Below are 25,283 nucleotides of genomic sequence, written 5' to 3'. Positions count from 1 at the left end.
GACCTATAATTACTTAGAATACCCCACAATATGTGGAGATGTTAAGTGAAATACCAATAAAATAGCCTGAAAACAATTATTTTACGACGTATTATGACTAAGAAAGGCGTGACTATAGAAATGAAAAAAATCTATGTGGTAAACAAAACTCATTTTGACATTGGTTTTACCGATTTAGCAGAAAATGTCTTGCACAAGTATTGCCATGATTACATTCAAAACGCAATCACTTTAGCTGAAGATTTAAGAAAAGAAGGCAAAGACTTTGTTTGGACAACAGGTAGCTTTATTATTGAATATTACTTCAAAAACATGGATGAAGAAGCTTGTAAAAAGCTAGACGACGCCATAAAGAAAGGTTACATTCGCTGGCACGCAATCCCGTGTACGTTTGAATCTGAAACTATGACACCTCAAACTTTACATTACATGACTTCAATCTCAAAGAAGTTAGATGCTCGTTATGGATACAAAACAACAAGCGCAAAGATGACTGACGTCCCAGGACATACTATCGGGATTGTTGATGAGTTATATCGTCAAGGAATTAGATTCCTACACATTGGTGTAAATGGCTCGAGCTCAATTCCAGAAGTTCCAGATACATTTCTATGGAAGAATGGCGAAAGTGAGATAATTGTCTCTTATTCAGACGACTATGGTGGCGTAATCGGAATTGATTGCATGGATAACAAGCTGGCGTTTATGCATACTCATGATAATAGTGGTCCAGGAACAAAAGAGAAAATTAACGCCTTTTTGTCAAAAATGGCGAATGAGTATCCAGACTATGAGCTTGAAATGACTTCAATGGATCAGTTTGCAAATGAAATTTGGGAAGTACGTGACCAACTGCCAGTTATTACAGAGGAAATTGGGGACACATGGATTCACGGAATGATGTCTGATCCGAAAATCATTCGTGATTATCGGATTTTAACTAATTACATGTTTGATAACAAAATTGAAAATGATGATGCTAATTTCTATGCGATGTTAGTTCCAGAGCATACTTGGGGAATGGATATCAAACGCTATTTCAGTGACTATATGAATTATGAAAAGAAAGACTTCCAACGAGCGCGTAGTTTAGACCAAATTACCGATCTTGATTTAACCTACGCTTATGGCATTGTTAAAGATGCAACTGTTGGCGAAATGAAATTCACTTATAATGAGTGGACTGATCGTTCGTACAAATTTTATGAGTCTTCATGGAAAGAACAACGCAAGAACGTTGATCGTGCAATAGCTTGTTTGGAGCCTGAAGATCAAAATAACATTAAAAAACTTATCGAAGTTCCATATCATATCTTTGAAAACCAAGGTATTGAATGTGGTTTGGAAGAATTGATTTCGGTAAACGGGTATCAAGTTACGTTTGCTAGCGATGGTTCAATTAACCACTTAGAAAAGGATGGGACACTATACTTTGATCAGGACAACAAACTCGGGGTTCTGAGCTATACAATTGCTGGGCAAAATGACTATGATAACCTACGTTACAACTATTTGCGTGATTTACAACATAATTGGTGGGCAATTGACTTCTTAAAGCCAGGAATGGAAATTCAAAAACGCATTCAATTGAATGAAAATTTCACACCACATGTTGTGAAATTAGTTAAGGAAAATGATTCGATTATTGCAACTTTAAAGTATAGCCAAAGAGCTGTGGAGGAGTATGGTGCTCCTAGAGTTGTAAAGGTTAAATATCAATTTGGAGATAAAGTTGAAATTGCACTTTTATTAAAGGATAAAGATGCAATTCGTTATCCAGAAATTTATTCTTTTGATATTACACCACGTTTGAATTCGCCGTACTTAACTAAGATTCGTAAAATTGATACCGTTATTTCACCTTTTGAAGTGGTAGGTCACGGAAATAAATTGCAACACATGATTGAAGAGTTAATTTACGATGGTAGCGATAAAAAAATCAATATTAAACCTATTGATGCCCCTTTATTGGGAATCGGAACAAATAACAATCTAAGTTATAACAACAAATACCATCAAGACAACAATAAATTTACGTTTACACTATTGAACACAACATGGGGAACTAATTTCACGATGTGGTATGAAGAAGATATTTTCGCTCGTTTTGAGTTAGTGTTGGGATAAAAGATGTGTTTGATAAAGTATTCTCAGGCTAGGTCATTACGCTAGCGGGACACGATAGCTCAATAAGCACGAAGAAACGGCAGCTGATGAATTGGCTGTCGTTTTCTCAATTCCCTCAAGAACTTTGATATAATATAGGTGTCTGGACTATAAGTATGAAAGGTGAGTACAACAATGAATAAAATTTTGCGCAGCAGCTCGGCGGAAGCTGAGATTAATACCCTTGGGGCGGAACTGATCAGCTTCAGAAAGCTGGATTCGGAAGCTGAATACATCTGGAGCGGTGACGCCACGTATTGGACAGGCCGTTCTCCGGTGCTGTTTCCCATTATTGGTGCGGCCCGGAACGGAGAGATTAAGGTGGACGGCAAAGCCTATAAGATCGGCAATCACGGATTCGCCAGACGCAGCGAATTTACGCTGGTCCAAGAAAGCGAAACCCACGCGGTTTACCGCCTCTCTTATGATGAGAAAACCCTGGCCAGTTATCCTTTTAAATTCAACCTATATATTTCATATAAACTGAATGCAAGCACACTGGAACTTAGTTACCGGGTGGAAAATAGTGATGAACAGGATATCTTCTTCCAGCTCGGAACCCACCCGGCGTTCAATTGTCCGCTTGATGACAACGGTAGCCTGAGCGATTACTATCTGGAGTTCGCTGAATCGGAAAACCTTGAAAGGTTGTTCTTGAATTCGGACGGCCTGCTGATCAGCGGCAAATCGGAGCCCGTTCTGAAACAAGAGAACATCCTGCCGTTATCCCATGAAATGTTCGCCGAAGGCGCATTGATTTTCCGTAATGTGAGCTCTCGGCAGATTTCGCTTAGAAGCAAGCACTCCGCCAAAAGCGTAGTTGTCACCTATAAGGGATTTCCCGACCTGGGCATCTGGCAGCCTTTGAACGCTCCCTTCGTATGCATCGAGCCTTGGCAAGGAGTAGCGGATATAGACGTCTTCGAAGGTGAACTTCAAGCTAAAGAGGGAATAATCACCCTGGAGCCGGGGGCGAATTTCACAAGCTCCCTGACCATAGAAATCAACTGACGATCCGAAGGGATCTGCAGATCAGTTTCACTCGTTAAATTCAAGGCCGTTGATGTGAAGTGTTGTTTTATTACTCCTTTATATCGAAGTAAGGAGCATTCAAGCTAATTAGGGAGCAGACTGCCACGGGTGGCCTGTTCTCTTTTTAATTGAAGTAAGCGTCAAATCGTGGATGCCGTTGAGCTAACTGGCAAGTTAGCGTGGCGACATTGGCAGCTATGAAAACGAACAGGCAGCCAGCAACTGATCGGCCTGCTGAATGATAAGGTATGCTAAATGTAGAAAGGATTTATAACACTTATAGAGAAATCTAGAAAAGTGATGATTCAGGATTCGGAGGTTAATACGATGATAAGTGTTCGGAGAATGACTGGAGCTTTTCTTATTAATAATGATGATGTGTTAATGCTCAAACGATCGAAAAACAAAAAGATAGCCCCAGGCTTATGGTCGTGTATCGGAGGTCATGTTGAGCCACACGAGCATGGCTCACCCGAAAATTCTTGTTTACGTGAAATAGAAGAAGAGACGGGTATATCTCATATTGAAATTGAAAATTTAACATTGCGATACATACTACTGCGACAAAAAGAAGATGAACTAAATCAACATTATATTTTCTTTGGTGATTCGAACACTAGAACTATAAGTAGTTGCGATGAAGGTGAATTACATTGGGTGAAATTATCAGAAATGGCTAATTTGCAGATGTCTTTGAGTTTAAAACTAATGTATGAACATTATCTCCATAATTCTAAAACAGACAATGTTTGGACGGGAACTTTTAGTGATGGAAAGATGTTATGGGCACAGTTGTTGAAGTAACGGGAAACGATAGCTTAATGAGAACAGGCTGCCGGCTAATCGGCAGCCTATTCAGCCAATGGGAAGATTAGTTTAATACACAATCGAATAGGATAGGTTTGTTTAAAGGTGTTTTGTACCACCTCAAGGATGGTACAATTTGGTTTATTGTAGAAATTGATTTTTTAGAGGTGTTCATATGCTTAGCTTTAGAAACACGACAAGTGAAATCTCAAGTAGCGGAATGGATACAGCGATTATATCTGTTGGGGCAACGGAACAATTTGGACCCTACTTGCCCATGCATTTAGATACTCTTATCGCTGAGTTATATGCAATCGCGTATGGAACAGAATTGAACGCATACGTATTACCTACCATACCCTTTAATACCTCTGAAGAGCATGCCAATTTCATGGGGACAGTTACCGTAAGCCCCAACATCTTAACAGCAATGTTAGAGGATATTATTTGTAACTTAACTAGACAAGGATTTAGAAAATTCTTGGTCTGCACGGGACATGGTGGGTCTTACTGGGAAGGTGCATTTGTTAAACATATTAATTACAAATACCCAGAAATTATAGTCATCACTGCAAATCATAATAGTCATGTTGCATGGGAAGAAGCAGTTAAGGCAGCATGCTTAGAAGGGTTGAACGAAATGCACGGCGGTCTGTTGTCCGTTTGCACGGCAATGTGGCTTTGTCCAGAATTGGTAAAACCTCAGTCGATGGGTTCAGACATCCCTTCAGAGAACCGCCTTTATGCAGATTACCTAGGATGGGATAAGTTAACAATAGATGGCTGTTGGGGGAAGTTCGAAGAAGGGGTCTACTCAAAAGAGGATTTAGCTGAGAAAGGTAAGACTTTTTGGAATGCCTTTATTCAAAAGAGAACTGAAGGCCTTAAACAAATCCTTGAAGATGGCTACCGTCGAAAAACTCAAGCATGATTCAGCTATTGAGGAAAGATAGTTCATTAACGCAAATCGTTGTCAAACTAGTAAGGGTTAGAAAACGTGTAGGAGGCGACCTGTGGTGAAAGATTCGGCAAGATTGTTCGATTTTCAAGCGCTCAACGAAGACATGGTAAAAAGGCTGTTCGCCGCTTTCGACCCCAAGGCAGGCATTACCCAAGTGTCTCCCTTGACGAAAGGCATGAGCACAAGCAATTATGCCTTACGGACAGACAGTGGTAGCAAGTATGTATTAAGGATTTATCCCGCTAACAACGACCATAGCCGGACTGAAGTGACGGCTTACCAGTATGCGAAAGCAAGGATTCGTACCCCTGAAATTTTCTTCTTCGATGACAGCAAACAGATTGTCCCCTTTTCTTACTTAATCATGGCGTTTATTGAAGGCTCAACGCTAGGGGATTTTATTGCAGGGAACGAGGGATGTCCCGACCATGTTGTGCATCGAATCGGCAGTGCGCTTGCCTTGCTGCATCAAACGGAATATGCGCATATGGCGCTGTTAGACAAGCATTTGCAGATCGCGGAACATCTTGAATCCTTCGAGAGCCAATATTACTCGCTACTAAACGGCCATGCAGGGACCCACATTCAACCTTCAACGAAAGTGAAGTGTTTGCAATTCCTAACGAATCACGCCGCATTGGTAGAGAAGATTGCGGACAAGCATGTGTTCTCGCATGGCGATTTCAATTTCTCCAATATTATGATTACGCCTTCATTGGAGCCTTGTTTCATCGATTATGAGTACTGTTTTGCTGCTCCTGTCTTTTATGACATCGGCAAATTTTTCAGGACAAGGACGCAAGTTGAGTGCTATATCGACGCAGACACCGTTGCCGCCTTCCAGGAAGGCTACAACCGAAAGGCGAGAGAACCCTTGCCCGAGGAGTGGTACGCGCTTTCCAAGCTTGCTGATATATCCACCATGCTCCACCTCATCAACAAACCGCAAATTCCTGACGGATGGGGAGCGGCCATAGACTGCGAGATAGAGAAAAATTTGGAACTGATACTGGCCGGGAAAGCCGGCAACTAATAGTGCCGTTACATATAAATGAAATGGAATCTCGGTTAAGTAAGACAAACATGAATCATTGAGCTAACTAGGAACGTTAGTTCAATGAAACAGCGACCGTCTAGGACTTGATTTTCTCGTCCATGGCTGTCGCAGTTTCACTTTCTAGGGTCAGTCTAATACCTATTTTACGGAGTCTGAAGGTTTTGTGATTCGAAAAAATGCGCGGAATAAACACATTCAGTCTAAGGCTTTATTTTTACTTACATGAATATCGCGTGTTGCAAAATATTGAAAGGAAAACTGCTCAACGAATAGGGAGGTTTTCTTTCTCTAATTTTTATACGAAGCACAAACAAGATTATATAATTCTTCAGGGACGGTCTCTTTAGCGTATTGAAACTCCTCAGCGTCATGGTCTGACACATAGGAGATAAAATCAGGAGTTTTGTTTAATTTAGCAAGTTGTGGTTGTAGTAGTTTAAGAACCTCAATCATGCATCCTATAAAACGCGAACAATAATAATCATATGCTTCATTAAATAAGTCACACTCTTCATCTGTGTCAATTGGCAATGAAGAAAAATATTGATCTAAAGTTCTCGTGAAAACAAGTAAGTTTTCTGGCCAATCAAACATCTCTTCGTATTTAAAATATGCAATCTCATACTTCATTTCTCGGATAGAATACGCGTCGTCTCCATAGATTTCTATTTGTTCCTCTAAACTCTTATCTAACCCGCTTAATGTGTTCCAGGTAAGTACAACGGATTTATTGGTCACATCTGTGCATAAGACAAAAACATAAATGCCCCTACAATCCTCGCTATTTGCGATGTGATCGATTACATTTGTGTAGTGTAAAACAAGACTATCTTTAAACACCTCGTAATCAATAATATCTTTCATCGAGCAATATCACCATCTTCTTTTGAAGTGTAATGATCGGTGGAACTCATGCATTATGTCCTCTGTATGATGGTAGGCTAACTTATTTTTCTTTAAAGAGCTATTCGACATCTACCGTATTTTTCCTTTAAGACCGTTTAACGACACGTCATTTAGTTAACTGGACACGATAGCGTGGAGCTGCCGCAAGGACAGCTCCACTTGATGTTTATTGAAGTAACGGGCAGGATAGCTCAATAATTTCGCGAATAATCTAACTGTGGGGAAATTTACGAAGTTCGTAAATAAGACGTTATCGGAAATCAGCGAAATAAAACAAAAGAAATATGAAGGAGCAAATAACAAGGGAGAATTCAATATATGGATTATTATAACCTTATTGAAACAATCAATCTTTCATATCGTATCGGGATTCAACACATTGAACTTTATAGAGAAATGATAGGTAGAGTCTTTTTATTACACAATGGGGATAAACAGTATGTGTTAAAAGTATACCGCAGTAATAAAACGGATGACGCGTTGCAGACAGTTCGTATTCTTGATTATTTAAAAGCTAATAGTTATCCGGTTGTTTCAATAGTACGGTCAGTTCAAGATGCTAGCCACATCGTCCTCAATTGTCAGGATGGTAATTGCATAGGTATAGTGTATGAGTATGTAGAAGGTGAAACACCAGACGGTAAGATTGAAGCAGAACTTATTGGAAAACAAATAGGTTCACTACATCAATTAATGGAAGGATACCCTGACAAACTGATAAAACGAACAAAAATAGAATACATCGATGATTATATTTCAATTATGCGAGAATTGAATGTTGATTCTGGTAAAGTATTAGAACTTGAACACTATGGAAATGAACTATGGGAACGTATGAGAAGTCTTCCTAAAGGATTTTCTCACGGTGACCTTCATACAGGTAATATGATTAAAAACCAAAGAGGACAGTATGTTCTTTTTGATTTTGACGAAGCTTCTGGTGATTATCCGAGTATGGATGTGGCATACATGAGTGACGATACCAATTTCAATCATTTTCATGAATCTGCTTACGATAGAACTATGCGTCTATATGAACGCTTTTATTCGGGTTATAGTAAAATACGCACACTAAGTGACAATGAGTTTCATGCTGTTTTCGATTTTATTGCAATTAGACATTATCAAATCATTTCAAGGATCGTTCGGTGTCAAGGTTTATCCAGCATATCCAAAGACTTTTGCGATGAACAATATAGTTGGCTCATAAGATGGAAAAATCTATGTATGAAAAACAAAAGCTAGATATTACCTTGCATGTGTTTCGAGGAAGTCGCTGACATCCGATAACACCATATTCACGCTGCGTGGCTACCGCCCCTTGGTTGTCAGATGTATAATCATGGAAGGAGCTCAGACAACAAATGACCCAGCCTAAGATAAGAGCTATCTAAGGCTGGGTCATTTTGTGAATGTCCGAACGTTATCTGAAATACCTACGAATCATTAATAAAATGAAAGGATGAAAGGCATGACATTCCATTGGGGAACTGCGCTGTATCAACTAGTATTTATTGCCTTAATAGTTTTCTTTTTTTACAGCTTATTTAGATTTGCTCGAAAAATCATGATACATATTCAAACAACTAAACAGACATTAGAAAGATTAGAAAATAAAATAGATTTGATAAACCTGAAAGATAAATAATAATCAAAATTTAAATAGATATACAACAGAGGACCCTAACCAACTACCCTTATCGTAATTCTGCTTGCTGAACTAACGGGACACGATAGTTGAATCATGATATAGAGGCAGTTGGTCAAACGATCAGCTGCCGTTTTCATTGAAGTAACGGACAGTATACGTTTGCATCGGCAATCATTTTTGTTTTGTAGGCTATTTTTCCAACAAATTGAAGCGCCAAAACGTTATATTTACAAAGGAGGCGCAAAATGAATCCTGATGAAACCATTAAAGCAATTGCTGTTGGAGATACGGATGCACTTAAAGATTTATACGATGAACTACGTTATATTGTTTATTCTGTAGCTCTGTCGATACTTCGAAAGAAATCCTCAGCCGAGGATGTTTTGCAAGATACGTTTGTTCGAGTATATGAAAAGGCGGCAACATATAAATCTGGCACAAATGCTAAAGCATGGGTTATTTCTATTGCACGGAACCTTGCCTATGATGCCTTAAGACGTGATAAAAGAGAATTTACGAATGAAATTGATGAGGAACCTATAGGAACAAAAAGTTCATTTAACTCAACCGAAACTATTGTTCTTCACAGGTTGGAACTTACGGAAGCGCTCTTTCGTCTTGGTGAAATTGAACGTCAAATTGTTGTGATGCATCTTGTAGCGGGCTTAAAGCATTCTGAAATCAGTGAGGAGCTTGGAATCCCTGCAGGGACAGTAAGATGGAAATACCGTAAAAGTTTGACTCGATTAGCAGAAATCATCGGAGGTGGAGAAAGTGGATCAGAGACATTTGGTTTTCGTGCTACAAGATGAACTGATTCGAAATACCCCCGATGTATGGGGAGAAATACAAAGGAAAATCGCCGAAAATATTGTTTCTGAACTTTTGCAGGAACTTGATGGTGTACCATCGCCCCATGGAAGACTCTTCGGTGAAATAAGGGAAAGCATCAAACAAAATTGTTATAAACAAGGAGCGTGAGACTTATGGATCAGGATGATTTTTTTCTTAAATGGGAAAAAGATGAAAAGTCTAAACTAGCGGAAGAAGTTGCAAGTAATTACGTTGAAGCAACATGGCTGAAAGTCGTAAACATGTATTCGGAAGCATTAACTGAGCAACCCAATAACCCTGAATATCTATTTAACTATGGATATTTGATGCAATTAAAAGCAAAAAGATTAATGCATGAAGCAGCAGAGTACTACCAAAAGGGCCTTGAGAGCAATTTACTTAACAACAATTATTCATGGATTAGTGGTAAGTTACACGCTCAGTTAATCCAAGCTCGCGCTCAACTTTTGGAAAATCATAAATCTGTAGAATATTACAAAAACAAATTAAGAGAGTTTCCTGATGAACCACAGATGTATTATTATTTGGTCCAATGTTATCTTAACGTTGATCAAATTCACGAAGCAAAAAAAGTGGTTGAAACAGGAATGAAGCTTTTTCCAAATCATGCGATGCTTAATTACTATCAGGGAGAAATTCATTCGCGTCATGGTAATGTGGAGGAAGCTTTAAAAGCATGGGAAAAATCCGCAATCCTTGACGCACAACTTATTGATGGACGATTCAGCAGAGCTTTTTTGCTTGAAAGGGAGCAGCGGTTTAAAGAGTGCGCACAAGAATGGAGACTAATTGTTGAGTTCATGGATAAATATAACTTCAATAAAGAGTTCCCGATAAACGAACTTAAGCGAATCGAAAAATTATTGGGGAATAGCTGAAAATGAGATCCAGCTATGAGATATTCAGGTCACATAGAGTATGTTGAACTAATGGGACACTTTAGCTTGATAAATAAAACTAAGAAGCGGTAGCCGGTATGCATTGGCAGCCGCTTTTTCGCTATAATACGAACTGGCAGTTTAGTGTAATGATTCTCTTAATGGAAATGTGCTACAATGTCCCACGAATAGATGAAATTCATGTAAGAAGTGGGGAATTTAAGTGATGGATTTTTCAATAAATTTTTACGAAAGGCCAACTATATTTGGTAACCCTGTTGTGCATGAAAAAAGCGCGTTGGATTTCTCCATTACATTCACTCATTACCGACTCTTTGTTCGTTCGACCGGGACGTAGCTCTCCCTATGGAGAACATCCCGTAAGACAGCCGCCCATTCCTGAGGCATATCAAAAAAAGAAATATGATGTCCCGGGAACATCACCATCTCGCAACCAAGCTTTTCCGCCAAGATGGGAGCTGTTCGCCCATAATATTTCCTTTTATCCAGCGTCAGCTTGCCTGCTGCTACAAACATTTTGACTCCGTTTTGCTTAATCCTCTCGATATCGGGCATATAGTTCACGCCGGGAACCATTTCGTATCTGATTAAGAAACTTTCATTATTCGCTTCCGTTACACGTTTTTGAAAATCTTTTGGAACACTTTTAAAAGCACTGAACGGGATGGAAAGGGACAAATTGAACCTGAAGCTTGCCATTTGAACGCCGAATCGAAATGACGTCCGATAAACATTTGCAAAAAATCTTTGCCATTTTTGGGCATCCGGAAGCACTCTGATTACGGGCGGTTCGTGGACAACCATCGCTTTGACTGCTTGAGGATGTCTTGCCGCCATTTCTAGCGCAAAAATAGCACCTCCGCTATTCCCAAAAACATACGCTGACCGGTGACCGACCGCTTGTAATACCGCAACCGCATCTCTCGCCTGTTGGCTAACCTCAAAATTTTGCGGGTCGTTTCTGGTGCTGCGCGAATTGCCGCGTCGGTCGTACGTGATCACCTGGTATTCGTCGGCAAGAATATCGGCCACATACGAATAAAATCCGGCATCTCCATTACCTCCTGAAATCATTAAAAGAGGTTCTCCTTCTCCCCGAACCTCATAATATAACTCATCGCCTTCGGTCTGCACACGCCCCGATTTTACCATGTAGTATCCCTCCTGTTTCGAGCTATCTTCGCTTCACTAAAAATGGATAAGAACCTCGTACCAATTCTAGAGTCCCCCAAAATAAGGCAAGGGCCAGAACGGGATGCAGCGCCCCTGCAATGCCATGCGCCGTATACTATTGAATATTGAATAGGACAAATAAACCGAGGCTCCCCCAGGTCATCTTCCGGGAAAGCTTCCCGATGATGCCGAGAATAAACAGGATAATCGAAATATATTCAAACATATGAACAAATGTCCTATGCCATTGCCAAGCCTCCGAATGATCGAACAATGCCACTCCGGCTAGAAATACTTGTACGACGATACAAATCATTAACACCCACGAGAGAATGTGATACGCCAACCTGCAATTTTTCACCCAAGAAGTCTCCGTATTACTAACTTCAACTGTCAAATTTCAACCTCCTTTCATCATATGTAATTGTCCATGCCCAAATTTTTTAGTTCTTCGGCAATCTGGCTGTAAATTTTGTTTAAAATCTGAGTAAGGTTATCCTTTTCCTCGTTGCTTAATTGACTGAAATATCCGCTGTCTCTTTCAATTCTTGTCTGATGCATTTTTTCGTGTTCCCAATAGATCTCTCTGCCGATGTCCGTAAGCTTGAAGTAGATTTCCTTTTTATTTTCAGGCTTTTGATATCGTTCTATGGCTCCCGTCTCGATCAACCGTTTCGTTACTTTACTGATTGCGCCTCTGGTTACTTGAAAAGCATTCGCCAATTTGGTCACATTTGCATCCTGCATTCTCTCTATAAAATCAATGCAGTGAACTTCCATAAATGTGTTCTCTCGCATGAACTTAAATTTTTTCTCTTCCATCGTTTTAATTAAGTTATGCCTTTCCGAAACTCGATTAAAAATTCGGCTTAATTCCTCATCCTTAGCCATAAGACACCTCATTATTGTTTACTGTGGAAACAATAACATCTTAGCTTTTTTTGTTTCTTGTGTCAACAAAAAAGATAACTGATCAAATTGACCTCTAAAGACTGGACATCTGAATCGGAAAGTGTCACGTTTTACTCTCCGAAAACGTCTTGTTCGTAAACAATATGAGGCGAGGTGCCAACATGGGACATTACGATGTTGCCGTCATCGGCGGTGGACTTACCGGATTAACCGCATCAATTTATTTGGCAAGGGCAGGCCTGTCCGTAATTGTATTGGAAAAGGCAAATCAACTTGGCGGACGTGCGCTTTCCATCCACAAAAGCGGGGCATCGCTTAATCTGGGCGTGCATGCATTTTATCAAGACGGGGCAGCGGAGACGATTTTGCACGAATTTGGTGTGAAGCTAAAAGGCGCTAACCCTCCTGCCTCGGCGGGAGCGATGTGGAAAGAGCGGGTTCACACGTTTCCGTCTAAACCATTGCAATTGATCGCGTCCAGACTGTTTTCATTCTCGGAAAAGATGGAGCTTACCCGATTAATGCTCAAGCTGGGCAAGATCGATCCGAATCGAATCGAACGAATCAGTTTAAAGGAGTGGGCAGAACGGGAAATTCGACATCCGATGCTGAGGGACGTTGTATATTCGGTGAGTCGGGCGAACTCTTTCGTTTCTCACCCGGAGTTTCATCTTGCGGGACCAGCCGTTCGACAGCTTCAAAGAACTTTTGGCGGAAAAGCCTTCTATATCGATGGGGGGTGGGGGACGTTAATCGACGATTTAAGAGATCAGGCTATCCACGCAGGCGTCACGATAATGCATCAGAAAAAAGCGGTCGAAGTTGTACATGACGGAACGGTTCGATGTATCCGCTTTAAAGATGGCGAGCTAATCGATGCACCTAATGTCGTGATTGCAGCGGGTCCGAAGGAAGCATATGATCTGGTCAAATACGCAGATAGAACATCTCTTGCCAAATGGAAAGATGCCGTAAAACCGATCCGCGCAGCGTGTCTTGATCTCGTCTTGCGCCGACTGCCTGATGGCGGCTCCAATTTTATTGCTGGATTTTGGTTGGATCAACCGATCTTTTATAACGCACCATCTACTGTGGTGAAGCTCAGTGAAGATGGCTCTGTCGTCATCCATCTGATCAAACACCTTGGATTGAATAACAGCCGCCCCGAGATGGACCTGCTGCAGTTGGAAAAGGCAATGGATCTCGTTCAACCCGGCTGGCGAAAAGAGGAAATAGCCAGACAGTTTTTACCTAACTTAACAGTAGTACATGATTTTAACACAGTGGACAAAAGTAGCAATTACCCCGGTCCCTCGGTTCCGGAAATAAATGGACTTTATGTGGCAGGAGACTGGACCGGGCATGGAGAAGTATTGGCTGATGCTTCATTTGCCAGCGCCAAACGAGCGGCGCAAGCCATCATTGCCAACCACTGTTCGTCTGAGGGGGAGAATTTTGGAAAGGGGAAAGTTATATAACGAGCTGAAACCTTTGCTTTTGTCATTAGCCTATCACACGATGGGAAGCATCACAGAAGCGGAAGATATTGTCCACGATGTGTTCCTGTCGTGGGAAGAGAAACCGCCGCAACGAGTGCGGGACGCCAAAGCCTATTTGTGCAAGATGGTTCATAATCGCTGTGTTGATTATATTCGATCGCCCCGTAGAGATCGGGAAACATACGTCGGTCCATGGTTGCCGGAGCCCATCGATACAACCTATATTCAAGGGAACGATCCAATGGAGAGTGTCGTATGGAAAGAATCCCTCTCTACTGCCGGCTTGTTATTACTGCAGCAGCTCTCTGCGACTGAACGCATTGTATTCCTGCTTCATGAAGTGTTTCAATACCGTTTTGATGAAATAGCCGAGATCGTCGACAAAAGCACAGTAAATTGCCGTCAAATTTTTCGTCGAGCGAAGAAAAGTATCGGCCAATTGCCAGAACGAAGCCCGGAAGTCATAGAGAAAAAAACGGCACTGGCTGAACGATTTGCAGAGGCGCTCATGACCGGGAATATTGAGCTACTCGTTGAACTTTTATCATCGGAGACTGTACTATACCAGGATGGAGGCGGCAAAGTAAAAGCAGCACTCCGTCCGATTATTGGTTCAGACAGAATTATCCGTTTCTTTGTCGGAGTTTCACCCGAGTTTCCGCCTGGATATCAATGTGAAACTTGTGAAATCAACGGTATGCCGGGAATACGATTAGTAATAGGTGAGATGACTTTTGCAGTGATTACATTTCAATATTTGCAGGATCAGCTCTCTAACGTTTATGTCGTGATGAATCCGGAAAAGTTGTCTCATTTTAATCGTATGAAGTAAAAGCCGTGAAGTACGAAGGGACCTGATATGTGCACCAGATGATGAATTTGAAAGCGAGATTGAAAAAGTAATTAGATGTGTTGCTAGGCAGATTTGGTCTAAAACAAAAGTCGATTATTAAGTCAAACACTACTGAGCTAACGGGAGACGCTAGTTCAATAAAGACATTTGAAGGTAGCCGGCGACTTGAGATCGGCTGCCTTTTCTCAACTAACGGGCAGGATAGTGAGGGTAAATCGAAATAAAAAGTCTTTATAGTAGTAATAGGATGAAGTGGATACGAAAGCCATAAATCGGGATGCTCAATACGTTTTACTACCGCTGGGGGAATATGAAAAGATGGTAGTCAGGGAGGAAGCTTATGAGCCTATTTTCTAAAAGCTGTTTGTTAATTCTAGTTATCACAGCCCTGTTTTTACTCTCGAGTTGTAGTGGACAAAGTAAAGAAGACGTTATGAAGGAATTAGTACCCACTGAAGAAAAGTATGCCATTCATTTGTTTCACAAAAATGGCGTACCAGAAAGTGAAACGATGGAATTACTCAACTTTCTTAACTCTAATTCTGCTAGTACAAATGCAATTCGGAAAGTTCAATTTTGGGATCAATCCCAAGAACGCAATATCAAGTGGGCTAAAGCTCTGGAAATTAAGGAGTTTCCAATGTATTTGGTCATTGATGCAAATGGTATTGTGTTAGAAACTCCATTTTTGAGCCATGTAAAAGAGTTCTTATCAAAATCACTGCTATCGAAGTAACTTTTACACTAGGTACAAATCAATCGTTCATTAAGATTGACAGCAGTCGCAAGCCTCATGAAGACGTAATTAATCGGGCGAATTAAATGAGTTCATTATCATAACTGGCAGGATAGTCCAAAAAAATAAAAATAAGTAATGAGTTAACATGTATAATATCTAGTATCGTACCTTAGTGTAGAAAGGGAGTATCATGACATGAAGATCGGGCAATCAGTGAAGCTTAATCTAAACGACATTTCTAAAGGGATATCGGAGTATAAAAATTGGATTGTTAGTGAGGTGAATGACCATGCACTACGTATAGCTGTTATTAACGGTGAATTTCATTGGCATAAACATGAAGATTGTGATGAGTTGTTCATGGTTCTTGAAGGGGAACTCTTTATTGATTTGGAAGATAAGACGATATCACTGAAACCAGGGGAGATATTCACCATTCCATGTAACGTTATGCACCGTACTCGGTCTAAGGAAAGAACGGTTAATCTGTGTTTTGAAAAATCTCTCAACGATATAAATGGAAAAACGACAGATAATTCTTTAAGCTAACGGGACACGATAGTTCATTTGCATTAAGGCTGCCATGTGGCAGTCTTTTCTCAACTAACGGGCAGGATGGTTTAAAGATTAAATAGAATATAACGGTATATGAAAGGGGAGAAATTACATGCTATATCACTTTAGTGAGGATGATAGTATCAAAATATTTGTTCCCAAAGAAAAACAAAATCGCCCCGATTTCCCTGCAGTAGTTTGGGCAATTGACGAAGAACATGAGTTTACATACTATTTTCCCAGGGATTGCCCGCGTATTGTATTGAGAAGAGACGATATGACAACGGATCAACAAATACAACTTTTTTTTAATAACACTACTGCCAATATTATAGTTACAGTAGAAAGTGATTGGTATACAAGGATATCAAAGCAGACCATGTTTAGATATAGCTTTGAGGATGAAAGATTTGAACTCTTTGATAAGACAGCTGGTTATTATATCTCTCATCAAGTAGTTGAACCCAAGACAGTACAAGTATATGGAGATCTAATAGAGAGATTAATTCAAAAAGGAATTGAAATAAGATTCACAACAAATTTATATCCGCTTAGAGAAGCGATACTAGCTTCCGATTTCAAAGGGTTTGGCATACATAGATTTAATAATGCAAAAAACAATATTTCATTAGGCTAACGGGAAACGATAGTTCAACCATGAAAAGGCTGCCAGCTCGATTGGCAGTCTTGTTGCGCTAACGGGCAGGATAGTTGAATGATTTCGCGAATAACTTAAGTCATGACGAATTTACGAAGTTCGCAAAAAGACGTTAGCTGAAAGAAGTTCTTAGTTTAGGAGGAGTCTATATGATATTAGAAAAAGTTATAAATAGAATTGTAATACAAAGTGAATATAAGGATTTTGTTGATAAGTATATAGATAATATACTTACCGAATTTAAAGGTAAGATTCATAGCATTTATATGTGTGGCTCGATTCCAAAAGGAACTGCTAAACCTTTTAAGTCAGATGCAGACTTTACTATTGTATGTGTAAATCCCAAAGATATTGATTACGAAAGATTGTCAAATATTAAAGACAGGCTTTTGGAAGAATATCCAGTAGTAACTAAGATTGATACGATAATTTGCTCGATTGACGATGTATTAAGTAAACCAAATGAGTGGGGTTTTTGGGTAAAGATAATTTGTGTTTGCATATATGGTCATGACGTTGGTGAAAAAGTACCACCGATAATTATTTCTCCAGAGTTCATTTTAGACTTAAATACAGAGACCAATGAGGAAGTAGATCGTATACATAGTTTACTTTCTAATGCTAGTGATAACACAATGAAAACTAGATATATTAAAGGTTACTCTAAGAGATTAATTCGTGCATTATACTCTTTGGTTTTAGAAGATACAGGTGTATGGCAAGATGACATTATTAAGATGAAGAATGCCCTATTAAACTATTGTGAGATTGACTCCGCTTTAGTTGATTATCTGTATGCTTGTTACTTGGATAGTAATGTACTTGTTCAAGAGTTTCTGGGAATTGCAGATGAAGTATATAGCTATTTTGAGAACGCCTTAAATGCAATGGCTGCTTCCAGAACTTCCTTCGGCTAACACCATATTGACGCTCCGGGTCACTCTGAGAAGCGAGTGACCACATCCAGCCCCCTAAGCCCGTCGGGACGTCACTGCGTTAGGTGTTCGGCAAGCCTCACAACTATAAGCAGCGACTCTAATTAAAACATAGGACTATTGAGATAACGGGACACGATAGTGCAATATGCAACAGAAAAGGCAGCGATCACTTAGATCAGCTGCCTTTTCTCAACTAACGGGCAGTTATCAAAAATAAAAAGGTGTTGAAAAAGGGAATTATCGGGTTAAACCGAATACAAATTGTATATTGTAAAAGCGTCCCAAACGAAAGGAATAGTTAAAATTATGACGACCTTTGAAACTATGCTTGAAAAAGTACAATCCGCTCTTGCCGATGAAACACCCACAACATACTTACAGGCGACGGCGTTGCTTACCGATCACGGCAACGTATATGTAGCTGTCTGTCGTGACGTATTCGGCTCCGACTGCGATTATGACAACTTGCTCGCTATGCTGAAAGCCAAGGGCGAAACAAGGATCCTGAAAATGGTCACAATGTGGAAAGACGGTGGTCTTGATCTCAGTAGTATGAATTTCAGAGAATCAATTTATGGAATGAACAAAGAAAATATTGAAACCGAAATTTTGGTTTTAGGGATGAATCGTGACGGTCCAGAAGAGCGATTCCAACCTTTTGTTAAGAAGATGATTAACACACTGCCTATTTACACGATCGAATTATTAAAAGGTAATTATAAAGATTGGAGCAATGCTAAGAAGGCGCTGGATGCGATGGAAAAGTATATAGAACAGCATGGAATGTCCTTCGCAGACGATGTGCTTCGCTCAACTGCACCTGAAATCTGGGAGGATATCTACGGGCGGTAAATTCAATAATTTATAACACTACCATATATGCATGTCATGGTTTTTCTTCTGTTGAGCCAACCGACATTATTAATGCCGAGGGGCGATTAATTCAAACAAAAGAGAGCTTGGAACGTTGAATCTAATGCAATTACGCTAACGGGACACGATAGCTCAAATACAACTCAAAGCAAAGGCTACCGAAGGATCGGTAGCCTTTTTCAGCTAGTCTTAGAAGTCGTTTTTATTATTAACTTAAATGGTCAGTTGATCGCAACGTTCAGCGAGTGAAACCGTAATGAAAGGATAAGGATGCTGGTAAGAGGGGTGGGGCTATAATTGTACGAATACAAATATGTAGAAACATCACTAGGCGGATTTATCAAATCTGCAACTCATCGAGAAACAATTGATGAAAATGCAAAAGATGGGTGGAAATTAGTACAGGTTTTACCTACAAACTATGATAGCTATGGTAAACCTAAGGCGTACGAAATTATTTTTGAACGACTTGTTCAAAAATAAAGTTTTAAAATAAGATCGTTAAGATAACGGGACACGATAGTTTAAAGGCAGCCGGTCAACCGATCAGCTGCCGTTTTCATTGAAGTAACGGGTAGTTATGCTGAATATCTCGGGTAATTGAAAGATGAGGAATTTATATGGAACATGAATGGTTTTGTCCAGCCGTAAAGAAGGTAATAGCTCACGGCTTGTGTTGAGAATATTTCTTCGCTGGACGTGGTGGTCCTACTGATAATGCGGAGGAATTATTTGATTGGATAAAGCGTACGGGTGCGTTCAAAGATTTAAATGAGTTCCAAACGGTTTGTGAATTATGCAAATATAAACATGGATAACTCTTCACATTGGAAAATCTTTATTCAGCTAAAAGAGAACGAGAGTTGAGGAGCTTGCCTAGAGGCAGCTCCTTTTTGCTATGTTGAAGTAGCGGGCATATAAATACAACTTTCCTATTGTTGGAAACGTATAATGAAAGGAATAAGGCAAACAAAAGGATTATATATGTAGATTTTTTTGGGAGGTGGAACATTGAAGATAAGAGTAATCATTTCAATCGCATTGATTATTTTGTTGATTTCCATTTTAAGTATGGTTTATTATAAAACGAATTATATGACTCTTGAAGAAGCAGTACACGAATCTAAAGTACCTATTGATGAGATTTTTCATATCACTGAAAACAAAGGACATACTGTTATTTTTTACGGAAAAGATGACATGCTGTCCGTTGGATTGATTGAAAAAAACTTACTTGGGTATCATTGGGTCATTGGGCATGGAAGTAAGTCGTTTAACATTGAAAACCAAATATTAACTAGATCATTTTCTAACTTACATCCAAATGAAATGAAATCAGAACAAGACCTAGTTTCTTTAACATTTGGCGCGATTATTGACGACTCAATAGAAAAGATAATGATTAAATACAAAGATCAAGTTATTGCTGAAGCGACAATTATAGAGACAAGTAAAGGTCGGATATGGTATTGCTTCTCGAAAACTCCTTTTAACTACGACCCTGAAGTAACAAGGCTCTATAAAGATGGAACAGTAAAATCAGGGTGGTATTGAACTAATGGGCAGAATTATGGTATATGAAGGATTTACCTGCTGTTAGTGGAATATTATTACTAGGCTAAGGAAAGAAGGATTTATTAATATTTTCATAAATTAATTGATTTCAAATACAAAAAGGGGAGCTGGCAAATTGAAACCTATTATGGTGGGAATTGCAGGCGGTTCGGGCAGTGGGAAATCAACTTACTGTGAATTGTTGGCTAATGAACTCGAAGAATTTCAAGTAGCAGTTGTCTCAACGGACCATTTCTTTAAAGAGGATTTGCCTAAGATGATGTCGCCTATATCAAATGTGGAATATGACGATTACAACCATCCAGACGCATTGGACTATAATAAATTAATGGATTACTTATACAATTTGCAAATTGCTGAAAAGCATCCTGATGTAATCATTGTAGAAGGCATTTTCACACTATACTTTGAAGAGTTAAGACAAATGTTTGATGTAAAGATCTTTGTTGATCTTGATGCAGATGAGCGTATGTATCGGAGAATAAGACGAAATATGAAAGATTGGGGAGTAAGTTTGGAGGAAGTTGCAACCTATTATCTAGATGCTGCAAAGCATAGAGAAAAAGAATTTGCACTCCCTACTAAAAAATTCGCCGATTTCATCATTAATGGCAACCATCTAGAAGGGATAACGGAAAATATTATCGGTTGTTGGATAAGTAGTAAGATTAGAAATGCTGGAAATGAAACATGATATTTCAATCATACAGCGGCAGTCTAGGACTGTCGCTGCTTTGATTATACGAGTTAATCTGATATTTTATTTACCGGGGCGGAAGGTTATGAGTACATTAGAACAATTACCTGAATCGGAAGGCTTAAAAAAGCTTATGCTTGTTCAAGCAGCTCTAAATACGATTCTTTGTGAGACTGAATGGCTTCGTTATCATAGCTTTGATCATGAATGGGATAAAGGTGTTTGTATGGCAAAAATAGATAATGGGGCAGGTGACCATCTTATCATATTGTTTTCCGATGAAGGTACCATCATAAAGGGATTTGACCATGAGTCTCTACTAAGTCCATATGCACAAGACGAACTTAGGATATGGCCGGGGATCTATGATAACGTTCCGAATGAATTATTACCTCTACTTGAACATGAAGGCATTGAAAAAGAAGCTGTGACTTTTTGTATGTGGCGCAGAAATAGTGATTCAAGCTGGCAAAAGGGAGAAGTTAAAATGCCGAAAGAAGCTGATGATGGTTCACATTTTTTGATAGGTGCGATTTATCAGACACCAGAGGATTTCGTGCAATTCGCGATAGATTATTTTGAAGCAGCACTGCCAATAGATGTTGTTGAAAAAGTTTATAAGGGTGTCCCTATTACGATGGAGATGATTCAAATGCTAAACCCTGACTGTGCTACAGAGGAAGTTTATCGAGAGTTAGAATCATTGAGGGTAATCTAACGGAAAAATGATTGAACTCTCTTGCAGGTTAATTTAAGATCATTCGCGGAGAACCGTATCACAAGTAAATGAGGTTTTTTTGAAAAACAGAGACAGCACCATTCCATTTCGTGTGGATGGTGCTGTTTTTGGTAAACGATATTATAAATTTGAACGATAATCAGCTTCAATCCAGCTTTAAATTCATTATCTTGCCATTCTTTTCGTGTAATGTTAAAAAAAGAGCCCCCAGTAACATCAAATGTTTATAAAAAATCAAAATAAAATGTACAGTAAGTTAACAATCACATAGTTTAATAGAACTGTATAAAAGGAATCTACAAGGAGGATTATTAGATGATTAATAACAAACTTGTGAGAAAAGGTGCTACTTTAACACTTGCTCTAGCTATTACAGTTCCAGCATTATTACCGACAGCAGTGAATGCTCAGGAAAATACAACAATAGAAGCTGTTAAATTTAATGGAATGAAAGCACCATCTACTATTAAAGAAATGGTAAAAACGTATACAACCGCAACAGTTGATGTGCAATACAGCAATGGAATAGTAAAAACATTTCCGTTGTCCTACAACTACCTATTTAAATCGGAAGATAAGGTTGCAACAGCTAAAGGTGGAAAAATCCCTGCAGGAACACCAATTGATGTAAAAGGAAATCCAATTAAGGATCCAAGCAGCACAGACGGAGAATACTTTGTTTCCGATGCTCCGGATTCAAACAGCTTATTGATGCCTATTAATGGGAAACTTTATATGGTTACACATTATGAATATCAAACCATTGATGCTGCTGGTAAATCAGCATATGGTTTAGTTCCTGCATCTATGTCTTTAACTGAGTTAGAACAGGACAAAGAAACAGGTGAGTTGAAACCTGTAAAAGTAGAAAAAATTGATTTTTCAGCAGTAAATGGACTTTGGATTCCATGTAACGGATCATTATCTCCTTGGAATACACATTTAGGTTCTGAAGAGTACGAACCAGATGCACGACTTTTCCTAGATCCAACCTCGAAAGTAAGAAGTCAAGTTGAAACATTCTCTCAATTCTATTTTGGAGATAAAGCAAATGCTAATCCTTATTTCTATGGGTACACTCCTGAAATTACAATAGAGAAGAATGGTAAAACATCAGTTGTAAAACATTACAGTACAGGACGTTTCTCTCATGAGTTAGCGAAAGTCATGCCTGATAACAAAACTGTATTTTACGGCGATGATGGTGGTAATACAGGATTGTTTATGTATGTAGCTGACAAAGAAAAAGATTTATCATCAGGTACATTATATGCAGCTAAATTTAAACAAACAGGTACTGAAAACGGTGGTTCAGGAAACATACAATGGATTAATTTAGGGCATGCAACGGATAAAGAAGTGAAAGATATTATTGACAGCGGCATTACATTCAATGATATTTTTGAAACTTCAGATGCTCCTAAAGAAGGTTTTACAGCTATTAAAACATACTCAAATGAAGGAAAAGTTGAGTACCTAAAACTTAAACCTGGTAAAGAAAAAGCAGCAGCCTTCCTTGAAACACGCCGTTACGCAGCAATGCTTGGTGCGACTACTGAATTTAACAAAATGGAAGGTGTAGCACTAAACGAAAAGGATAAAAAAGTATATATCGCAATTTCCGATCAAAGTAAGGCTATGGAAAAAGATTCAACAGGAAAAGACCCAGCAGACCATATTCAATTACCAAAAATTAAAGCTGGTGTAACTTATCAATTAGATTTGCAAGGTGGTCAAAAGGATAGCAAAGGAAAGGTTATTAATAGCTCTTATGTAGCACCATCAATGTCTGGATTAGTTGTTGGTGAAGATTTAAAAGAAGCTGATTCATTTGGAAACACTGCAAATGTAGATAAAGTAGCCAATCCAGATAACTTAAGTTACTCTGAATCAATGAGAACACTCTTTATTGGTGAAGATAGTGGAGCTCATACAAATAACTACGTTTGGGCATATAATGTTGATACGAAAGAATTAGATCGTGTCTTATCTGTTCCAGCAGGAGCGGAAGCAACTGGATTATTTGCTGCTGATGACCGTAATGGATTCTCATATATTTTCAGTAATTTCCAGCATCCTGGTGATGAAGTAGGTGCTAAGTCAATTACAGCTGTTAATAAAGATGAATTACTTAAAGCAGTTGACGAACAAATTGGTATTAATAAAACAGGTGGTATTGGTTATATCTCTGGTCTGCCTTCTTTAACAAACATGCCAGATTTCACTGCACCTGATGCTCCTAAAGTAGATAAAGTAACGGTAACATCTAAATCAGTTACAGGTACAACTGAAAAAGATGCTACTGTACAAGTTTATAACGGGAAAACATTAGTAGGGGAAGCAAAAGCAAATTCACAAGGAAAATTCAATGTGAAGATTAAAGCCCAAAAAGCAGGCACAAGCCTAACTGTTGTGGCTAAAGACAAGACTGGAAACATAAGTGAATCAACAGTCATAAAAGTTGCTTCTAAATAACAAACACTTACATTTATTGTGCATGTAAAAAATGAAAAGGGCTGTCATAAAAGTGACTTTTGTGACAGCTCTCATTTTATTCCATGGTTTTGTATAAGAATGGATTAACTCCATAAAGTCTCTTTCTTTTTAAATCCAGCGTTAAAATAAACGTGATTTTCCTGATTATTTTGATTATTTACATTTAGCGTGATTTGAGTGATTTCATCAAATCGAAACATTTCTGTTAAAACTTCTTTTGGCGACCCTGCAAAATCGTACATGAAATGTCGGATGCCTATGATCGTACTTTGCTACTCTGTACATGAAAGGAGGTTATTCAAGTGGATTGGCTTAAGAATCTGGATCAGGCTATGGAATATATCGAAGAAAATCTTACGGAAGAGTTGGATTTGAAGGAAGCAGCAAGGCTGGCTTATTGTTCCGAATATCACTTTTCAAGGATGTTTTCATATCTTGCAGGGACTACGCTATCGGAATACATCCGTCGGAGACGCCTGACACTTGCTGCATTTGAGCTTCAAACTAACGATGTAAGAATTATTGATGTGGCGATGAAGTACGGATACAACTCAGCAGATGCCTTTTCAAGAACTTTTCAGGCTCTTCATGGGATGTCGCCCTCTACGGCAAAGGCCAATGGATCTTCATTAAAGGCCTATCCACGTATGACCTTTCAATTAACCGTACAGGGAGGAAACGTAATGCATTATCGTATTGTAGAGAAGGGACCATTCCGAATTGTAGGCATCATGAAGAGGGTACCCATTCAGTTTAATGGTGTGAATTCGGAAATCGAGTCCATGTGGAGAAGCTTAACGCCGGAGGACATCGTTCAACTCAAAGCACTCTCGGATATTGAACCACGGGGATTGATTCAAGCATCGGTGAATTTTTCCGAGGAGCGTATGGAGGAGAAGGGGGAGCTTGATCATTATATTGGTGTAGCTACAACTAAGGATTGTCCTGAAAAATTAGTGAAACTAGAGGTTCCTGCACTGACATGAGCTATATTCGAAGCTGTGGGACCGTTTCCTGATACATTACAAAATGTCTGGGGACGGATCTATTCGGAATGGTTTCCCTCCGCAAATTATGAGCTTACTATGGGACCGGAGATATTATGGAATGAAGGTAAGGATGTATCTTCCCCCAATTATAGAAGCGAGATTTGGATACTGGTTAAGAAAATATAATGAAAAAGGTTTGTTCTGCAGTATGGGGACATTATTTCTGAATGTAAGGCCATCCCACAAAGGATGG

27 protein-coding genes and 1 pseudogene are annotated in these 25,283 nt (G+C 39.2%); 23 read left to right on the top strand and 5 right to left on the bottom strand.

Annotation, left to right across the window (positions count from 1 at the left end; genetic code table 11):
• The first annotated feature begins 93 nt into the window (after positions 1–93).
• The 5 genes from ACXX53_RS00910 (at position 94) to ACXX53_RS00890 (ending at position 5,999) form a co-directional block, all read left to right on the top strand.
• Positions 94–2,127, top strand: coding sequence for a DUF5054 domain-containing protein (locus ACXX53_RS00910; protein ID WP_458566723.1), 2,034 nt, complete (start codon positions 94–96; stop codon positions 2,125–2,127).
• A 174-nt stretch (positions 2,128–2,301) separates the two neighbouring features.
• The gene (locus tag ACXX53_RS00905; protein ID WP_458566722.1) at positions 2,302–3,177 is read left to right on the top strand and encodes an aldose 1-epimerase family protein; all 876 of its coding nucleotides are present in this window, start codon (positions 2,302–2,304) and stop codon (positions 3,175–3,177) included.
• Between the two features lie 348 nt (positions 3,178–3,525).
• On the top strand, positions 3,526–4,002 hold the full coding sequence (locus tag ACXX53_RS00900; RefSeq protein WP_458566721.1) for an NUDIX domain-containing protein: 477 nt from the start codon (positions 3,526–3,528) through the stop codon (positions 4,000–4,002).
• 223 nt (positions 4,003–4,225) lie between these two features.
• Positions 4,226–4,936, top strand: coding sequence for a creatininase family protein (locus tag ACXX53_RS00895; protein WP_458566720.1), 711 nt, complete (start codon positions 4,226–4,228; stop codon positions 4,934–4,936).
• An 85-nt stretch (positions 4,937–5,021) separates the two neighbouring features.
• A complete protein-coding gene (locus ACXX53_RS00890) occupies positions 5,022–5,999 on the top strand; it encodes a phosphotransferase family protein (RefSeq protein ID WP_458566719.1) in 978 nt (325 codons plus the stop codon).
• A gap of 312 nt (positions 6,000–6,311) precedes the next feature.
• Here ACXX53_RS00890 and ACXX53_RS00885 read toward each other — a convergent pair whose 3' ends face one another.
• Positions 6,312–6,887, bottom strand: a complete 576-nt coding sequence (locus ACXX53_RS00885) for a hypothetical protein (RefSeq protein WP_458566718.1) — start codon at positions 6,885–6,887, stop codon at positions 6,312–6,314.
• Positions 6,888–7,247: 360 nt separating this feature from the next.
• On the opposite strand from ACXX53_RS00885, the gene ACXX53_RS00880 reads away from it, so the two are divergent.
• The 5 genes from ACXX53_RS00880 (at position 7,248) to ACXX53_RS00860 (ending at position 10,313) form a co-directional block, all read left to right on the top strand.
• Positions 7,248–8,174, top strand: a complete 927-nt coding sequence (locus tag ACXX53_RS00880) for a phosphotransferase (protein WP_458566717.1) — start codon at positions 7,248–7,250, stop codon at positions 8,172–8,174.
• 217 nt (positions 8,175–8,391) lie between these two features.
• Positions 8,392–8,577 (top strand): DUF4083 family protein, encoded by a 186-nt coding sequence (locus tag ACXX53_RS00875; RefSeq protein ID WP_458566716.1) that lies wholly within the window; start codon positions 8,392–8,394, stop codon positions 8,575–8,577.
• Between the two features lie 248 nt (positions 8,578–8,825).
• Positions 8,826–9,392 (top strand): RNA polymerase sigma factor, encoded by a 567-nt coding sequence (locus ACXX53_RS00870; protein WP_458566715.1) that lies wholly within the window; start codon positions 8,826–8,828, stop codon positions 9,390–9,392.
• Complete coding sequence (locus ACXX53_RS00865) at positions 9,379–9,561, top strand: hypothetical protein (RefSeq protein WP_458566714.1); 183 nt, start codon at positions 9,379–9,381, stop codon at positions 9,559–9,561. The genes ACXX53_RS00870 and ACXX53_RS00865 overlap by 14 nt, the downstream gene beginning before the upstream one ends.
• Positions 9,562–9,566: 5 nt before the next feature.
• Positions 9,567–10,313, top strand: coding sequence for a tetratricopeptide repeat protein (locus tag ACXX53_RS00860; RefSeq protein WP_458566713.1), 747 nt, complete (start codon positions 9,567–9,569; stop codon positions 10,311–10,313).
• Between the two features lie 324 nt (positions 10,314–10,637).
• On the opposite strand, the gene ACXX53_RS00855 is transcribed toward ACXX53_RS00860, so the two are convergent.
• The 3 genes from ACXX53_RS00855 to ACXX53_RS00845 all read right to left on the bottom strand — a co-directional run bounded on the left by ACXX53_RS00855 (position 10,638) and on the right by ACXX53_RS00845 (position 12,398).
• Positions 10,638–11,486 carry an alpha/beta fold hydrolase gene (locus ACXX53_RS00855; protein ID WP_458566712.1) on the bottom strand — a complete coding sequence of 283 codons (849 nt, stop codon included), beginning with the start codon at positions 11,484–11,486 and terminating at the stop codon, positions 10,638–10,640.
• Positions 11,487–11,622: 136 nt separating this feature from the next.
• On the bottom strand, positions 11,623–11,904 hold the full coding sequence (locus ACXX53_RS00850) for a DUF6220 domain-containing protein (protein ID WP_458566711.1): 282 nt from the start codon (positions 11,902–11,904) through the stop codon (positions 11,623–11,625).
• Positions 11,905–11,921: 17 nt separating this feature from the next.
• Complete coding sequence (locus tag ACXX53_RS00845) at positions 11,922–12,398, bottom strand: MarR family transcriptional regulator (protein WP_458566710.1); 477 nt, start codon at positions 12,396–12,398, stop codon at positions 11,922–11,924.
• A 182-nt stretch (positions 12,399–12,580) separates the two neighbouring features.
• Here ACXX53_RS00845 and ACXX53_RS00840 point away from each other — a divergent pair, with 182 nt between their 5' ends.
• The 12 genes from ACXX53_RS00840 (at position 12,581) to ACXX53_RS00785 (ending at position 24,020) form a co-directional block, all read left to right on the top strand.
• Positions 12,581–13,897, top strand: coding sequence for a phytoene desaturase family protein (locus ACXX53_RS00840; RefSeq protein ID WP_458566709.1), 1,317 nt, complete (start codon positions 12,581–12,583; stop codon positions 13,895–13,897).
• A gap of 40 nt (positions 13,898–13,937) precedes the next feature.
• Positions 13,938–14,750: an RNA polymerase sigma factor SigJ gene (gene sigJ, locus ACXX53_RS00835; RefSeq protein ID WP_458566708.1), complete on the top strand. Its 813-nt coding sequence runs from the start codon at positions 13,938–13,940 to the stop codon at positions 14,748–14,750.
• Between the two features lie 361 nt (positions 14,751–15,111).
• Entirely contained in the window at positions 15,112–15,507 is a 396-nt protein-coding gene (locus ACXX53_RS00830) for a hypothetical protein (RefSeq protein ID WP_458566707.1), read from the top strand.
• A gap of 198 nt (positions 15,508–15,705) precedes the next feature.
• Positions 15,706–16,059 (top strand): cupin domain-containing protein, encoded by a 354-nt coding sequence (locus ACXX53_RS00825; RefSeq protein WP_458566706.1) that lies wholly within the window; start codon positions 15,706–15,708, stop codon positions 16,057–16,059.
• A gap of 118 nt (positions 16,060–16,177) precedes the next feature.
• Positions 16,178–16,702 carry a DUF6886 family protein gene (locus ACXX53_RS00820; protein WP_458566705.1) on the top strand — a complete coding sequence of 175 codons (525 nt, stop codon included), beginning with the start codon at positions 16,178–16,180 and terminating at the stop codon, positions 16,700–16,702.
• Positions 16,703–16,872: 170 nt separating this feature from the next.
• Positions 16,873–17,640 (top strand): nucleotidyltransferase domain-containing protein, encoded by a 768-nt coding sequence (locus tag ACXX53_RS00815; protein WP_458566704.1) that lies wholly within the window; start codon positions 16,873–16,875, stop codon positions 17,638–17,640.
• A gap of 327 nt (positions 17,641–17,967) precedes the next feature.
• The gene (locus ACXX53_RS00810) at positions 17,968–18,513 is read left to right on the top strand and encodes a hypothetical protein (RefSeq protein WP_458566703.1); all 546 of its coding nucleotides are present in this window, start codon (positions 17,968–17,970) and stop codon (positions 18,511–18,513) included.
• A 318-nt stretch (positions 18,514–18,831) separates the two neighbouring features.
• Entirely contained in the window at positions 18,832–19,017 is a 186-nt protein-coding gene (locus ACXX53_RS00805; RefSeq protein ID WP_458566702.1) for a DUF4177 domain-containing protein, read from the top strand.
• A gap of 528 nt (positions 19,018–19,545) precedes the next feature.
• Positions 19,546–20,088 (top strand): hypothetical protein, encoded by a 543-nt coding sequence (locus ACXX53_RS00800; RefSeq protein WP_458566701.1) that lies wholly within the window; start codon positions 19,546–19,548, stop codon positions 20,086–20,088.
• Between the two features lie 136 nt (positions 20,089–20,224).
• A complete protein-coding gene (locus tag ACXX53_RS00795) occupies positions 20,225–20,803 on the top strand; it encodes a uridine kinase family protein (RefSeq protein WP_458566700.1) in 579 nt (192 codons plus the stop codon).
• 88 nt (positions 20,804–20,891) lie between these two features.
• A complete protein-coding gene (locus ACXX53_RS00790) occupies positions 20,892–21,524 on the top strand; it encodes a hypothetical protein (protein WP_458566699.1) in 633 nt (210 codons plus the stop codon).
• A gap of 336 nt (positions 21,525–21,860) precedes the next feature.
• The gene (locus ACXX53_RS00785) at positions 21,861–24,020 is read left to right on the top strand and encodes an Ig-like domain-containing protein (protein WP_458566698.1); all 2,160 of its coding nucleotides are present in this window, start codon (positions 21,861–21,863) and stop codon (positions 24,018–24,020) included.
• A 104-nt stretch (positions 24,021–24,124) separates the two neighbouring features.
• Here ACXX53_RS00785 and ACXX53_RS00780 read toward each other — a convergent pair whose 3' ends face one another.
• The gene (locus ACXX53_RS00780; RefSeq protein ID WP_458566697.1) at positions 24,125–24,283 is read right to left on the bottom strand and encodes a hypothetical protein; all 159 of its coding nucleotides are present in this window, start codon (positions 24,281–24,283) and stop codon (positions 24,125–24,127) included.
• 60 nt (positions 24,284–24,343) lie between these two features.
• Between ACXX53_RS00780 and ACXX53_RS00775 the strand changes: the two are divergent.
• Positions 24,344–25,216 (top strand): annotated as a pseudogene (locus ACXX53_RS00775) (AraC family transcriptional regulator).
• Positions 25,217–25,283 lie beyond the last annotated feature (67 nt).

The sequence above is a fragment of the Paenibacillus marinisediminis genome (assembly GCF_054343325.1).
Note: the sequence above shows the minus strand (reverse complement) of the source record. Positions and strands in the feature narration are given on the sequence as shown.